This is a genomic window from Enterobacter wuhouensis (assembly GCF_004331265.1).
Lineage (GTDB): Bacteria > Pseudomonadota > Gammaproteobacteria > Enterobacterales > Enterobacteriaceae > Enterobacter > Enterobacter wuhouensis.
In genome coordinates this window covers 673542-686520 of the sequence record NZ_SJOO01000001.1, presented here as the reverse complement: position 1 = coordinate 686520, position 12979 = coordinate 673542, and the positions used below count along the sequence as shown (strand labels likewise).

The window sequence follows — 12979 nt, the reverse complement described above, 5'->3', positions numbered from 1 at the left end:
GCCCGCAGCATACTCACTGGTCATAAAATACGATCAGGAATTGTCAGATTTTCGGCCTCCGCCGTGACTGTTCTGACCACCTTTTTTACCGGCTTCTGACGCGCGCTGGGGATCATTTTTAAAATTCCCACCGCTGTGCTGGCCACCTTTCTTACCAGCTTCTGATGCTTTATCACGGTCTTCAGCGAAATTACCGGAACCACCACGATGCTCTGCCATATTAAACCTCATATTCATATATTGGTTATGTCAGTAAGATACGAAGAAAATAATCCGTATCACTCGTCGTTCGATTAATAACTCTAGACGCTGGTGGCGCTGAGTCAAATATAATTTGGATATCTGGCGTTTATGGCTAACTAAAAGGGGGTAATTAACGCTTCGCTTGCAGGTAATATATTTTTGACGGAGCGACGTAACCGGTTGTGTTTAATGGGGGTAACCGCATTATTAATGCGACAACATATATTTACATCCTTCATATAAGCCAATTGAAATAAAATTTGATGATAAATGCAGATTAATCCTGGATTAATTTTTCTTGTTCTGAACAAGTGGCATAGCCGCGCACGGCTTAACCACTCACGTCTTAAGATCACAAATCCTAAATTCTTCCCACCGGAAGGAGCGGCCTTTTCTACACTCCAGGTAGTATTCACTGGAGGCATGACATCATGGCGAACACCATCACGGCTGATGATATTCGGGAACATTTTTCGCAGGCTATGTCGGCGATGTACCAGCAGGAAGTTCCGCAGTACGGCACCTTGCTTGAACTGGTTGCGGATGTGAACCTGGCGGTTCTCGAAAACAACCCACATTTACATGAACAACTGGCGAACGCCGATGAGCTTGCGCGGCTGAACGTCGAGCGCCACGGCGCGATCCGCGTTGGTACGGCGCGTGAGCTTGCCACCCTACGCCGCATGTTTGCCATTATGGGGATGTATCCGGTCAGCTATTACGATCTCTCTCAGGCAGGCGTCCCCGTTCACTCAACGGCGTTTCGTCCCGTTGACGATGCGGCGCTGTGCCGCAATCCGTTTCGCATTTTTACGTCGCTGCTGCGGCTTGAGTTAATCGAAAATCCATCACTGCGCGAGCGGGCCGCGAAGATCCTCTCTCGCCGCGCTATCTTTACGCCGCGCTGCCTGGAGCTCATTGAACTGCACGAGGCGGAAGGGCAGTTTACCGACCCGCAGGCTCGGGAGTTTGTGAAGGAAGCGCTAGAGACTTTCCGCTGGCACCGCCATGCGACGGTCGACTGGGACACCTATCAGGCGCTGAGCAATGAACATCGGCTGATTGCCGACGTGGTCTGTTTCCCCGGTTGCCACATTAACCATCTCACGCCGCGCACGCTGGATATCGACCGGGTGCAGGAGCTGATGCCTAAATACGGAATTGAACCGAAAATTCTGATTGAAGGCCCGCCGCGCCGTGAGGTGCCGGTGCTGCTGCGTCAGACCAGCTTTAAAGCGCTGGAGGAGCCGGTTCTCTTTGCCGGAGAGCATAAAGGCACCCATACGGCGCGGTTTGGCGAAATTGAACAGCGCGGCGTCGCGCTTACGCCGAAAGGGCGCCAGCTATACGATAAGCTGCTCGGCCAGGCCGGAACCGGCAAAGACAACCTGATGCACCAGCTTCATTTGCGGGAGGCGTTCAGCGACTTCCCGGACAGCGAAATGTTAATGCGGCGCCAGGAGCTGGCCTATTTCCGCTATCGCCTGACCCCGGCAGGGGAAGCGCACCGGCACGCGTTTCGTCCCGGGGACGACCCGCAGCCGCTGATTGAGCGGGGCTGGGTGATCGCCCAGCCGATTACCTACGAGGATTTCTTGCCCGTCAGCGCGGCGGGCATTTTCCAGTCCAACCTTGGGAACGAAACGCAGGCGCGCAGCCACGGCAACGCCAGCCGGGATGCGTTCGAAACGGCGCTGGGATGTCCGGTGTACGATGAGTTTACGCTCTACCAGGAGGCTGAGACGCGCAGTAAACAGCGTTGCGGTTTGCTCTGAAATCGTTACTCTGCTGGGGTGTGATGGAAAAAGAAGGTAGTTATGCAAAATCCCTCCGCCCCTGTGGTTGAAACGCGCCAGGGTGCATTGACTGGTTTTACCGATGGCGATATTAACGTGTGGTGCGGTATTCCCTATGCCGCACCGCCGGTGGGCGACTGGCGCTGGCGTTCTCCACGGCCGCCCGAACGCTGGGAAGGCGTGCGCCCGGCGACAGCCTTTTCGCCGTCCAGCTGGCAAAGCAGCGAGTACTGCAAGGAGCTTGGCGGTGGCGATCCCGGCCAGTTCTCTGAAGATTGTCTGTATCTCAACGTTTGGTCACCCGCGCAACGCGCCGCGCCGCTTCCTGTTATGGTTTGGCTCCACGGCGGGGGCTTTACCCTCGGCGCGGGTGGATTGCCTCCATACAACGGTAAAGCCCTCGCACAACGCGACGTGGTTGTTGTTACGCTCAATTATCGCCTCGGTCATCTTGGCTTCTTTGCCCATCCCGCGCTGGAGGGTGAGGAAGACCGCGTGGTGCATAACTTTGCACTGCTCGATCAGATCGCTGCCCTGGAATGGGTAAGGGACAATATTGCCGCTTTTGGCGGCGACCCTGACAGCATTACGCTGTTTGGCGAATCCGCAGGCGCGCGGAGCGTACTGTCACTTCTGGCGTCACCTTTAGCGAAGGGGCTTTTCCATAAGGCAATAGTGCAAAGTGGCTACACCCTGCCGGATACCCCGCGCCAGCAGGCGCTGATAAAAGGGGAAGCCCTGGCCGCGCACTTTGGGCTGGAAAACGCCAGTGCCGAACAGCTGCGCGCCATTCCTCCTGATGCGTTCTGGCCCCTGACGGCACCGCTAAACGTTGCCCCTGCGCCCATTGTCGGTGATTGCGTTCTGCCGGAGGCGATGCTCGACGTGTTTTTTGCCGCGCGCCAGCATCCCGTTCCGGTAATGATTGGCTCAAACAGCGACGAGGCCAGCGTGATGGCGGTATTCGGCATCGATCTTGCCGGGCAAATCCAGAAGCTTCGCCGCGAACGACGTTTTGGCCTGGGGCTGATCAGGCTGCTTTATCCGGGCGTGAAGGGGGATGAGGAGCTGGGCAGGCAGGTGTGCCGTGATATGGCCTTTACGACGATGGGATACGTGGTGATGCAGGCGCAGCAGCGCGCGGGCGCGCCTTGCTGGCGCTACTGGTTTGACTACGTGGCGGAAGCGGAACATGACACCTACGCTAACGGCGCCTGGCACGGAAATGAGGTGCCGTATGCGTTTGATACCCTCGGCCAGGTTGAACCTTCTCGGCATTACGTGACCGAACGTGACCTGCAGTTTTCTGCCCGCGTGGCGGACTATTGGGTGAGTTTCGCGCGCGAGGCAGGACGTCGGGACAGCTTACCCGGCCCGACGCACTGGCCGGCCTGCCGCAAAGGCAGGGATGTGCTGTTGCGCATTGGCGTGAATAAACATGCAGGATTCCGGCTTGAAAACCGCTTTATGCGCGCGCGGATGAGCCTGTTTAAGCGCGTGATGAAGCATCACGTTAGTCTTGATTAAGCAGACAGGAACGGAACGCGGCCAGGCCATTCTCTGCGCCTGGCGATTCGCGAAATACCAGCCTGTAGCTTGCCCCGGTTTTAATGCTCGTTCGGTAGGGGCGCGTCAGGCGCCCGGCGCGGATATCCTCTTTCACCAGCGTTTCGTCGACGATGGCGATGCCTAACCCCTGTATCGCCGCGGTAATGGCTAAGTCCATGGTGTCGAAGTGTTGATTTTTGCGCATGGCAAACGTCGGGCCATCCTGTTTTGCCAGCCACAGCGACCAGTCGGTCTTATCCCGCGTCGGGTGGAGGAAAGTAAGCTGCTCCGGGGTTGAACCTGCCCGCAGCGGGCTCAGCACCGGCGTTAATGCTTCTTCAAACAGGAGATCGCCCGCGCTCATATGGGTGCCGAAAACAATCGCCGCGTCGTAAGATTCGGTTTTGAAGTTGACGTTGTGATCGGTTGTGGTCGTTAACGCAATTTGCAGCTCCGGCTGTTTGCGCTCGACGTCGAGAAGGCGCGGCACCAGCCAGCGCATGGCGCAGGTGGGGGCCTTCAGGCGGATGACGGTTTGCTGAGAACGGGCCCGATCGGCGACGTTGAGCAGATGCTCAAAGGCGGACTGCAGCTCCGGCAGCAGGGCGCTTCCCTGAGAAGAGAGGCGCAGGCCGCGCGCGTGGCGCTCAAACAGCGGAAAGCCAAACCATTCTTCCAGAGCGGCAATTTTCCGGCTTACCGCGCCCTGCGTCAGGCACAGCTCTCTGGCGGCGTGGGTGAGGTTCAGATGCCGCGCGGTAATTAAAAATGCGTCGATGGCATTGAGCGGAAGAGAACGGCGCGACATATCAAACACCTCAGCTATGCATTTTTGTCATGGCTATTATGACAACAATTCGATTGTCCCGACAACTCACTTATTGTTTGAATAGTTATGCAATATTCATGAGAAGGGACAGATGATGACTTTACAAACGCCGGTGCAGACACGCTCGAAATTGCCTGACGTGGGCACGACCATATTCACCGTTATCGGACAGCTTTCCGCCCAGCATAACGCCATCAACCTTTCTCAGGGCGCGCCGAATTTTGCCTGCGATCCGAAGCTGGTGGCCGGCGTGACCCGCGCGATGGAAGCGGGGCACAACCAGTACGCGTCGATGACCGGCCTGCAGTCCCTGAAGGAGCGCATTGCCGAGAAGATTGCCACGCTTTACGGCACCCGGTACGACCCCGGCAGCGAGGTGCTGGTGACCGCCAGCGCCAGCGAAGGCCTCTATTCAGCCATCAGCGGGCTGGTTCACCCCGGCGACGAGGTGATCTACTTTGAGCCGTCATTTGATAGCTATGCGCCCATCGTGCGCCTGCAGGGCGCGACCCCGGTCGCCATCAAGCTGACCGTGCCGGATTTTGCCGTTGACTGGGAGGAGGTCCGCGCGGCGATTACGCCCCGAACGCGCATGATCATCGTCAATACGCCGCATAATCCGAGCGGGCAGGTCTTTTCCGCGGACGATCTGCAGCAGCTTGCGGCGCTGACGCGCCATACCGACATCATTATTTTGTCTGACGAAGTGTACGAACACGTGGTCTTTGACGGCGAACCGCACCACGGTATGGCCACGCACCCGCAGCTGGCGGAGCGAAGCGTCATTATTTCATCTTTCGGAAAAACCTATCACGTCACCGGCTGGCGCGTGGGTTACTGTGTTGCGCCAGCGGTGCTGATGGACGAAATTTGCAAGGTGCATCAATTTCTGATGTTTTCTGCCGATACTCCCATGCAGCACGCCTTTGCCGAACACATGACGGACCCGCAGACCTGGCTCTCGCTCTCCGCGTTCTATCAGCGCAAGCGCGATCTGCTGCAAAGTTTGCTGGCCGAATCACCGTTTAAGCTGCTGCCGAGCGCCGGTTCGTTCTTCCTGCTGGCGGATTACAGCCGTTTCAGCGACGAGTGCGACAGCGAGATGGTGAAACGGCTGATCGTTGAGTGCGGTGTTGCCACCATTCCGCTGTCGGCGTTTTACGCTGACGGCACGGACAATAAATTGATTCGTCTCTCTTTCGCGAAAGATGAGGCGACGTTACGGGCAGGTGCTCAGGCCCTGTGTCGGGTTCAACCACGCTGAGCCTATACCATTAGGCTCTCAGGAGTATGAGATGAAATTACGCGCGTTAATGATCGGCATGGGATTGCTGTGTACGTTTTCGTCGTTCGCGGCGTCCGAATTGCGTTACGGTCTGGAGGCGGAATATCCGCCGTTCGAAAGCCGTAATGCGTCTGGCGAGCTGGAAGGGTTCGACGTTGAGCTGGGCAACGCTATCTGCAAAGCGGCAGCGCTAAAGTGCACCTGGGTTGAAACCTCGTTTGACGCCCTGATCCCGGGCCTGGTGGCAAAGAAATTCGACGCCATTAACTCGGCGATGAATATCACCGACCAGCGTCGTAAAAGCATTGATTTTACCCAGCCAATCTATCGCATTCCCTCTCAGCTCGTGGGCAAAGCCGGGACGGCGGTAGACACCTCTGGGGAAGGGCTGAAGGGTAAAACCATCGGCGTGCTGCAGGGATCTATTCAGGAAACCTATGCCAAAGAGCACTGGGAAAAGCACGGTGTCACCGTAGTGTCGTATAAAGATCAGAATATGGCCTGGGCTGACCTGCTGAATGGCCGCATCGACGCCTCGCTGGTGATGTCCGCGGCCGGACAGGCAGGTTTCCTGAGCAAGCCGCAGGGTAAGGGGTTTGGTTTCATCGGCAAACCGGTGTCTGACGACACTATCCTGGGCAGTGGTATCGGCTTCGGGTTGCGTAAGGGGGATGAGGCCACCAAAAAGCAGCTTGATGCCGCAATTGATAAAGTACGTGCCGATGGCACGATCGCTAAACTCGCTGATAAGTACTTCCCGGGTATCGATGTCAGCGTAAAATAACCGCCTCGTTTGTCCCGGCTGTCGATGTCCAGCCGGGATTTTTATACCTTTCTTTACATCACTTTCAGGCCGTTCTGGTCGACAGAAAATATTTCTCACTTTGCTCAGATAATCACCCGCCAACAATTGGATTCTTAACCGTTTTTGTTTAGGCTGTGCGTTCTTTCTTGCCGTCGTTTCGCCACGTGCGAAATACATTCACACGACCATAAGGACGTTTTTCCAGGCATGAATCGCAGACGTTTTTTAAAAGGCTCCCTGGCAATGGCTGCCCTGAGCGGCACATCTGGCCTTGCTTCACTGTTTTCGCAGGCGGCATACGCTGCTGACTCAGACATTGCAGACGGTCAGAGCCGTCGCTTTGATTTTTCCGTACTGCAATCTATGGCGCATGACCTGGCAAAAACCCCGTGGGGAGGCGCGCCGCGCCCGCTGCCAGATACGCTGGCGACCATGACGCCGCAGGCCTACAACGCCATTCGCTACGACGAAAAGCAGTCGCTGTGGAACAACATAGAAGGGCGTCAGCTTGACGTGCAGTTCTTCCATATGGGAATGGGGTTCCGCCGCCGCGTTCGAATGTTCTCGCTGGACCAGACCACCTCCCAGGCCCGCGAGATCCACTTCCGCCCGGAGCTGTTCAGCTATGGGGAGACGGGCGTAGATACGAAACAGCTGGAAGGGCAAAGCGATCTCGGCTTTGCGGGCTTCCGCGCCTTTAAAGCGCCTGAACTGGCGCGTCGCGATATCGTCTCCTTCCTTGGCGCAAGCTACTTCCGCGCGGTCGATGATACCTATCAGTACGGGCTTTCCGCTCGTGGCCTGGCGGTAGATACCTTTACCGATACGCCGGAGGAGTTCCCGGACTTCACCGCGTTCTGGTTTGAAACCGTTAAGCCTGGCGATACCACCTTTACCGTCTATACGCTGCTGGATAGCCCAAGCATCACGGGCGCCTATAAGTTCGTGATCCACTGCGAGAAGAGCCAGGTGATCATGGAGGTGGAAAACCGCCTCTATGCGCGCAAGGACATTAAGCAGCTGGGCATCGCGCCGATGACCAGCATGTTCAGCTGCGGCAACAACGAGCGCCGCATGTGCGACACCATTCATCCGCAAATCCACGACTCTGACCGTCTGGCAATGTGGCGCGGTAACGGCGAGTGGATCTGTCGTCCGCTGAATAACCCTCAGAAGCTGCAGTTCAACGCCTTTATGGATAAAAATCCAAAAGGCTTTGGTCTGCTGCAGCTTGACCGCGATTTTTCCCACTATCAGGACATCATGGGCTGGTACAACAAGCGCCCAAGCCTGTGGGTTGAGCCGCGCAACAGCTGGGGGAAAGGTTCCGTTGGGCTGATGGAGATCCCAACGACGGGCGAAACGCTGGATAACGTCGTCTGCTTCTGGCAGCCAGAAAAGCCGGTGCAGGCGGGCGATGAGCTGAACTTCAAATACCGTCTTTACTGGAGCGCGCAGCCTCCGGTGCGTTCTCCACTGGCGAACGTCTTTGCGACCCGTACCGGCATGGGCGGATTCCCGGAAGGCTGGGCGCCGGGCGAGCACTACCCGAAGGTGTGGGCGCGCCGTTTCGCTATTGACTTTGTGGGTGGTGATTTGAAAGCGGCTGCGCCGAAGGGGATTGAACCGGTGATTACGCTCTCCAGCGGTGAAGCGAAGCAGGTTGAGATCCTCTACGTTGAGCCGTTTGACGGGTATCGAATTCTGTTCGACTGGTATCCAACCTCGGATTCAACGGAGCCGGTAGATATGCGCCTGTTCCTGCGCTGTCAGGGGGATGCCATCAGCGAGACCTGGCTTTATCAGTACTTCCCGCCGGCGCCGGATAAACGTAACTACGTTGACGACCGGGTAATGCGCTAGTCCTTGTGCCGGGGGGCGGCTTCGCCTGACCCGGCCTACTTTTCGACACCGTAGGCCCGGTAAGCGTTAGCGCCACCGGGCTATGAGAGGCCGCATGACGTCAGAAATCATCCCCGTTTCGCAACACATTGAACTTCGCGCCGTCGACGAGCGCTATACCGTGGAGCTGCATGACCTGGTTGTCAAAAATAAGGCCCGGCTGCAAACCGCGTTCGACTGGGCGCAGCACGTCGGGAGCGAAGAGGATACCCGCCGCAACGTGCAGAGCAACCAGATGCTGCACCAGCGCGGCTACGCCAAAATGTTTTTGATTTTTCAGGACGACAGGCTGGCAGGCGTGCTGTCCTTCAACGCCATTGAGCCCGCGAACAAAACGGGCTATATCGGCTACTGGCTGGATGAAGGGCATCAGGGACAGGGAACGATGTCGCAGGCGCTGCAGGCGTTTATGCGCCATTACGTTGCGCTTGGGACCGTTCGTCGGTTTGTGATCAAGTGTCGGGTTGATAACCACAGCAGCAACAGTGTTGCGCTGCGCAACGGTTTTACCCTCGAAGGATGCCTGCGCGAGGCCGAGTACCTTAACGGACGCTATGACGACGTGAACCTCTACGCGAGGCTATTCCCGCTATAGCGCACCCAGAAGCGGCGTACGCGTGATGCGCTGTTCGCCGTTTATCACTTTTTCTCCCCGCAGGTGAATGCTCTCGCCCGCAAAGGCTTCGATAACCGCATCGTCGGCAATCTCCACCCGGTGCTCAATCAGCACATCGCCAATGATGCGCGCGCGCCCCTGAATAACCACCTTATCGTCAATCAGAATCGGCCCGCCGCGTAGCCATGCCTGCCCGCCAATCAGAACGTGATGCTTGATGACGCAGTTGCCCTCCACAACGGCGTTCTCCGCCACCTGCGAGCTGTAGCGCACGGTAGGAATGGCGTCGTCATCCAGGCCCGCAATCAGGCGGGCATTGCCGTACACTTTGGCGCAGTCACACACCCAGACGTTGTTCACCTCATTGCCTTCAAGGATCGCGCTGTCGAACACTTCCGCGCGGTGCTCAACAAAGGCGTACTGCAGCAGGGCATCGCCATAGATTTGCGCCTGATGCACAATGCGCGACTCGCTTACCGTGGCCCGGTCGTAAATTCTGAGGATCTGCTCGCGGTCGGGCGTTAACCCTTTGGCGGCAATCACCATGCTGTTATGCATCACGCGGGCATCGCCATAGATATGGCATTCGCCGCGCACGGCAGAACGCTGGATGGTGACGTTGTCACCTATAACGGCGTCATGGCTGACCTCGGCGCCGTCCAGCCAGCAGTTACCGCCGATACGCGCCCGATGGCTGACAACGCAAGGCTGCGTCAGGCGGGCGTTACCGCTGACCGTCGCGCCGGCGAAAACCACGCTGTTTTCGTCGTAGATCCAGCAGTGGCCCTCCTGGGCCAGCGCGCTTTCATCCTCTATCCAGCCGCCTTTGCTGCCGGCGGTGACGTCGTTGAAATCTGCGGTGGCGATAATTTGCCGTAGCGTTGCGCTGTGCTTCGCGTCGCCGTCCTGCCACTGCCAGAGGCGGGTTTCATCGCTGAGGCGATATTTTTTCATGGGGTTGTCTCTGAATTGCGTCTTTACTAAACGTAGCAAACTTTTCGCGAGTCGAAGTGCTGGCATCGACCGCGCAAACGCCCTAAAATAGCATTTAAAATACATTTTAAAATTTCAATGAAATGAATAAAAAGCAACAGGTCCTAAACCTGCCTGCGGGTTATTTCGGTATGGTGCTGGGGACCATCGGTATGGGCTTCGCCTGGCGCTATGCGAATACCCTCTGGCCCGTAACGCGCTGGCCGGGAGAGATTCTGGTCGCGCTTGCTGTCGCGATCTGGTTTTTGCTGACGCTGGCGTTTGCCGCGCGTGCGATCCGTTTTCCGCGCAGCGTGCTGGCAGAGATGCGCCACCCGGTAATGAGCAGCTTTGTTAGCCTGTTTCCGGCCACCACGATGCTGGTGGCGATTGGCTTTGTCCCGTGGTGTCGTCCGGTTTCGCTGGCATTGTTTGGCATCGGCGTGGTGATACAGCTCAGCTATGCCGCCTGGCAAAGCGCCGGGCTGTGGCGGGGCAAGCACCCCGAGGACGCCACGACGCCGGGGCTGTATCTGCCGACGGTGGCGAATAACTTTATCAGCGCCATGGCCTGCGGCGCCCTGGGGTTCAACGATGCGGGGCTGGTGTTTCTCGGGGCGGGCGTTTTCTCCTGGCTGAGCCTGGAGCCGGTGATTTTGCAGCGCCTGCGCAGCGCAGGTGAACTGCCCGCACCGCTGCGCACGTCGCTCGGCATTCAGCTCGCCCCCGCGCTGGTGGCCTGCAGCGCCTGGCTGAGCGTCAACGGCGGTGAGGCCGACACGTTCGCTAAAATGCTGTTTGGCTACGGTCTGCTTCAGCTGCTGTTTATGCTGCGCCTGATGCCGTGGTACTTATCCCAGCCCTTTAACGCCTCGTTCTGGAGCTTCTCATTCGGCGTGTCGGCGCTGGCGACCACCGGGCTACATCTGGGACACAGCAGCCCGTCGGGATTTTTTCATGCGCTTGCCGTCCCGCTGTTTATTTTTACCAACATCATCATTGCGCTGCTGTTGGTTCGTACATTTATCTTGCTGATGCAGGGCAAACTTCTGGTTCGCGCTGATAAGGCATTGCTTATGCAATCTGAGGAAAAATAATGACCGTTGATGCTGATTACTTTACCGAAAAATATGGCCTGACCCGTACGCACTCAGAGGTGCTTTACAGCGCGGAGATCGTTAAGCCCGGAAAAACGCTCGACCTCGGGTGCGGCAATGGCCGCAACAGCCTTTACCTCGCGGCAAACGGTTTTGACGTCACGGCGTGGGACAAAAATCCGATGAGCATCGATAACATCGAGCGCATCAAGGCTGAGGAGGGCATCGTCAATCTGCAAACGGCGATTCAGGATCTGAACAGCCTCAGCTTTGACGGCGAGTATGATTTTATTCTCTCCACCGTGGTGATGATGTTCCTCGAAGCGAAAACCATCCCTGGCCTCATCGCCAATATGCAGCGTTGCACTCAACCCGGGGGTTACAACCTGATCGTCGCCGCCATGGATACGGCCGATTATCCCTGCACCGTTGGCTTCCCGTTCGCGTTTAAAACCGGTGAACTGAGCAACTACTACGAAGGCTGGGAGTTGCTCAAGTACAACGAAGAGGTCGGTGAACTGCACCGCACCGATGCAAACGGCAACCGCATCAAGCTGCGCTTTGCCACTATGCTGGCACGCAAGCCCGCTTAACGGGCGGCCAGCAGGCAGATCTGCAGGGCAGTGCGATAAGACGCCTCGAACGACGACAGCGGTAAAAACTCAAACTTCGAGTGGAAGTTATGGGCTCCGGTGAAGAAGTTCGGGGTGAGGAGCCCTTTGGCAGACAAGGCTGCACCGTCGGTGCCGCCGCGCATTGGGGTTGGTTTTGGAACGATCCCGAGTGATTCCATCGCCTCAAACATCAGGTCGATGGCCCGACGATCGTCACCGATCGCATTGCTGATGTTGCTGTAGGTATCTTCGATGTGATATTCCACGGCGGCGGTAGGATGCGACGCCGCAATGAGCGCCGCCACATCGGCGATCTGCTGCTTGCGGGCGGCAAAGTTTGCCTGGTCAAAATCGCGAATGTTGGCCTTCAGCACCGCCTCGTTTTGCCCGGCCTGAATGCCGTTAAACCAGATGTAGCCTTCGCGCCCCTCGGTGCACTCCGGCGTTTGCTGGCGATCGAAATGGCTGATGAAGTCGGTCGCCATCAGCAGGGGATTCACCAGCACGCCCTTGGCCGACATCGGGTGCGCGGTCACGCCGGTAAAGCGGATTTCAGCGGCCGCAGCGTTGAAGTTTTCGTAAACGATCTCGCCCAGCTCGCAGCAGTCGATTGTCCATGCGAAGTCGACGTCGAAGCGTTTGAGATCTAACGCCTTCGCGCCGTTCAGGCCGATCTCTTCGTCCGGGACGAAGGCGACCACGATATCGCCATGCTGATGCTCTGCCGTCAGGTTTTCCAGCACCGTCATCACTACCGTCACCGCGGATTTATTATCTGCGCCTAATACACTGGTTCCGTCGCTGAAAATAATCTCTTCGCCGGGGTAAGCCAGAATTTCGGGATGTTCTTTGACGCGAAGCCAGATGTCTTTCTCTTTATTTAAACAGAGATCTTCACCCCGGAACGTTAATATTTGCGGATGAATATCCGGTGATAACCCGACGTCCACGGTATCGATATGGGTAATAAAGCCGATGCGCGGCGCACCCGAGACATTGCCTTTCTTCACCGCTGTGACTGTGGCAAATTCGTCGATCACGATATCCGCTAAGCCCAGCTGCTGCAGCTCCTGCGCCAGCTCGCGCGCCATCTCGTGCTGGCCCTGCGTTGAGGGCAGGGTTTTCACCTTCGGGTCGCTCTGGCTGGTGATGGCGAGATAGCGAAAGAAGCGGTGCGTTAATTGTCTGGAAAGTGCGGTGCCCATAGTGATTCCTTCTTTATTTATTTTTCAGGTGTTTGCAATCTCACTTTAATGTTATTTATGAAATGGC

At 57.1% G+C, this 12979-nt stretch carries 12 protein-coding genes; 8 read left to right on the top strand and 4 right to left on the bottom strand.

What is annotated here, in order from left to right; all coding sequences use genetic code 11:
• Positions 1-33 precede the first annotated feature (33 nt).
• Positions 34-219: a con-10 family general stress protein gene (locus E0L20_RS03430; RefSeq protein ID WP_119936120.1), complete on the bottom strand. Its 186-nt coding sequence runs from the start codon at positions 217-219 to the stop codon at positions 34-36.
• A 455-nt stretch (positions 220-674) separates the two neighbouring features.
• Here E0L20_RS03430 and hglS point away from each other — a divergent pair, with 455 nt between their 5' ends.
• The gene (gene hglS, locus E0L20_RS03425) at positions 675-2018 is read left to right on the top strand and encodes a 2-oxoadipate dioxygenase/decarboxylase HglS (RefSeq protein WP_131632694.1); all 1344 of its coding nucleotides are present in this window, start codon (positions 675-677) and stop codon (positions 2016-2018) included.
• 42 nt (positions 2019-2060) lie between these two features.
• Positions 2061-3566, top strand: coding sequence for a carboxylesterase/lipase family protein (locus E0L20_RS03420; RefSeq protein WP_131632693.1), 1506 nt, complete (start codon positions 2061-2063; stop codon positions 3564-3566).
• Here E0L20_RS03420 and E0L20_RS03415 read toward each other — a convergent pair.
• On the bottom strand, positions 3553-4395 hold the full coding sequence (locus E0L20_RS03415) for a LysR family transcriptional regulator (RefSeq protein WP_131632692.1): 843 nt from the start codon (positions 4393-4395) through the stop codon (positions 3553-3555). The genes E0L20_RS03420 and E0L20_RS03415 overlap by 14 nt on opposite strands.
• A gap of 115 nt (positions 4396-4510) precedes the next feature.
• Here E0L20_RS03415 and E0L20_RS03410 point away from each other — a divergent pair, with 115 nt between their 5' ends.
• The 4 genes from E0L20_RS03410 to rimL all read left to right on the top strand — a co-directional run bounded on the left by E0L20_RS03410 (position 4511) and on the right by rimL (position 9003).
• Positions 4511-5680: a pyridoxal phosphate-dependent aminotransferase gene (locus E0L20_RS03410; protein ID WP_131632810.1), complete on the top strand. Its 1170-nt coding sequence runs from the start codon at positions 4511-4513 to the stop codon at positions 5678-5680.
• Between the two features lie 31 nt (positions 5681-5711).
• Positions 5712-6485, top strand: coding sequence for an ABC transporter substrate-binding protein (locus E0L20_RS03405; RefSeq protein ID WP_131632691.1), 774 nt, complete (start codon positions 5712-5714; stop codon positions 6483-6485).
• A gap of 228 nt (positions 6486-6713) precedes the next feature.
• Positions 6714-8369 carry a glucan biosynthesis protein D gene (locus E0L20_RS03400; protein WP_131632690.1) on the top strand — a complete coding sequence of 552 codons (1656 nt, stop codon included), beginning with the start codon at positions 6714-6716 and terminating at the stop codon, positions 8367-8369.
• Between the two features lie 94 nt (positions 8370-8463).
• A complete protein-coding gene (gene rimL, locus E0L20_RS03395) occupies positions 8464-9003 on the top strand; it encodes a 50S ribosomal protein L7/L12-serine acetyltransferase (protein WP_131632689.1) in 540 nt (179 codons plus the stop codon).
• Here the strand turns inward: rimL and ydcK are convergent.
• Positions 8998-9978 (bottom strand): YdcK family protein, encoded by a 981-nt coding sequence (ydcK, locus tag E0L20_RS03390; RefSeq protein ID WP_131632688.1) that lies wholly within the window; start codon positions 9976-9978, stop codon positions 8998-9000. The genes rimL and ydcK overlap by 6 nt on opposite strands.
• 122 nt (positions 9979-10100) lie before the next feature.
• Between ydcK and tehA the strand changes: the two genes are divergently transcribed.
• Entirely contained in the window at positions 10101-11093 is a 993-nt protein-coding gene (tehA, locus tag E0L20_RS03385) for a dicarboxylate transporter/tellurite-resistance protein TehA (protein WP_131632687.1), read from the top strand.
• Entirely contained in the window at positions 11093-11686 is a 594-nt protein-coding gene (tehB, locus tag E0L20_RS03380; RefSeq protein WP_131632686.1) for a tellurite resistance methyltransferase TehB, read from the top strand. Before tehA ends, tehB begins: the two co-directional genes overlap by 1 nt.
• Here tehB and pepT read toward each other — a convergent pair.
• Positions 11683-12912, bottom strand: a complete 1230-nt coding sequence (gene pepT, locus E0L20_RS03375) for a peptidase T (protein ID WP_131632685.1) — start codon at positions 12910-12912, stop codon at positions 11683-11685. The two genes, tehB and pepT, sit on opposite strands and share 4 nt — an antisense overlap.
• Between the last annotated feature and the right edge of the window lie 67 nt (positions 12913-12979).

What these genes read in the sequence shown, in the direction of transcription:
- rimL (WP_131632689.1), top strand. Translation starts at nt 8,464, where the DNA reads ATGACGTCAGAAATCATCCCCGTTTCGCAACACATTGAACTTCGCGCC.
- pepT (WP_131632685.1), bottom strand. Translation starts at nt 12,912, where the DNA reads ATGGGCACCGCACTTTCCAGACAATTAACGCACCGCTTCTTTCGCTAT.
- E0L20_RS03430 (WP_119936120.1), bottom strand. Translation starts at nt 219, where the DNA reads ATGGCAGAGCATCGTGGTGGTTCCGGTAATTTCGCTGAAGACCGTGAT.
- hglS (WP_131632694.1), top strand. Translation starts at nt 675, where the DNA reads ATGGCGAACACCATCACGGCTGATGATATTCGGGAACATTTTTCGCAG.
- E0L20_RS03415 (WP_131632692.1), bottom strand. Translation starts at nt 4,395, where the DNA reads ATGTCGCGCCGTTCTCTTCCGCTCAATGCCATCGACGCATTTTTAATT.
- E0L20_RS03400 (WP_131632690.1), top strand. Translation starts at nt 6,714, where the DNA reads ATGAATCGCAGACGTTTTTTAAAAGGCTCCCTGGCAATGGCTGCCCTG.
- E0L20_RS03410 (WP_131632810.1), top strand. Translation starts at nt 4,511, where the DNA reads ATGACTTTACAAACGCCGGTGCAGACACGCTCGAAATTGCCTGACGTG.
- tehB (WP_131632686.1), top strand. Translation starts at nt 11,093, where the DNA reads ATGACCGTTGATGCTGATTACTTTACCGAAAAATATGGCCTGACCCGT.
- ydcK (WP_131632688.1), bottom strand. Translation starts at nt 9,978, where the DNA reads ATGAAAAAATATCGCCTCAGCGATGAAACCCGCCTCTGGCAGTGGCAG.
- tehA (WP_131632687.1), top strand. Translation starts at nt 10,101, where the DNA reads ATGAATAAAAAGCAACAGGTCCTAAACCTGCCTGCGGGTTATTTCGGT.
- E0L20_RS03420 (WP_131632693.1), top strand. Translation starts at nt 2,061, where the DNA reads ATGCAAAATCCCTCCGCCCCTGTGGTTGAAACGCGCCAGGGTGCATTG.
- E0L20_RS03405 (WP_131632691.1), top strand. Translation starts at nt 5,712, where the DNA reads ATGAAATTACGCGCGTTAATGATCGGCATGGGATTGCTGTGTACGTTT.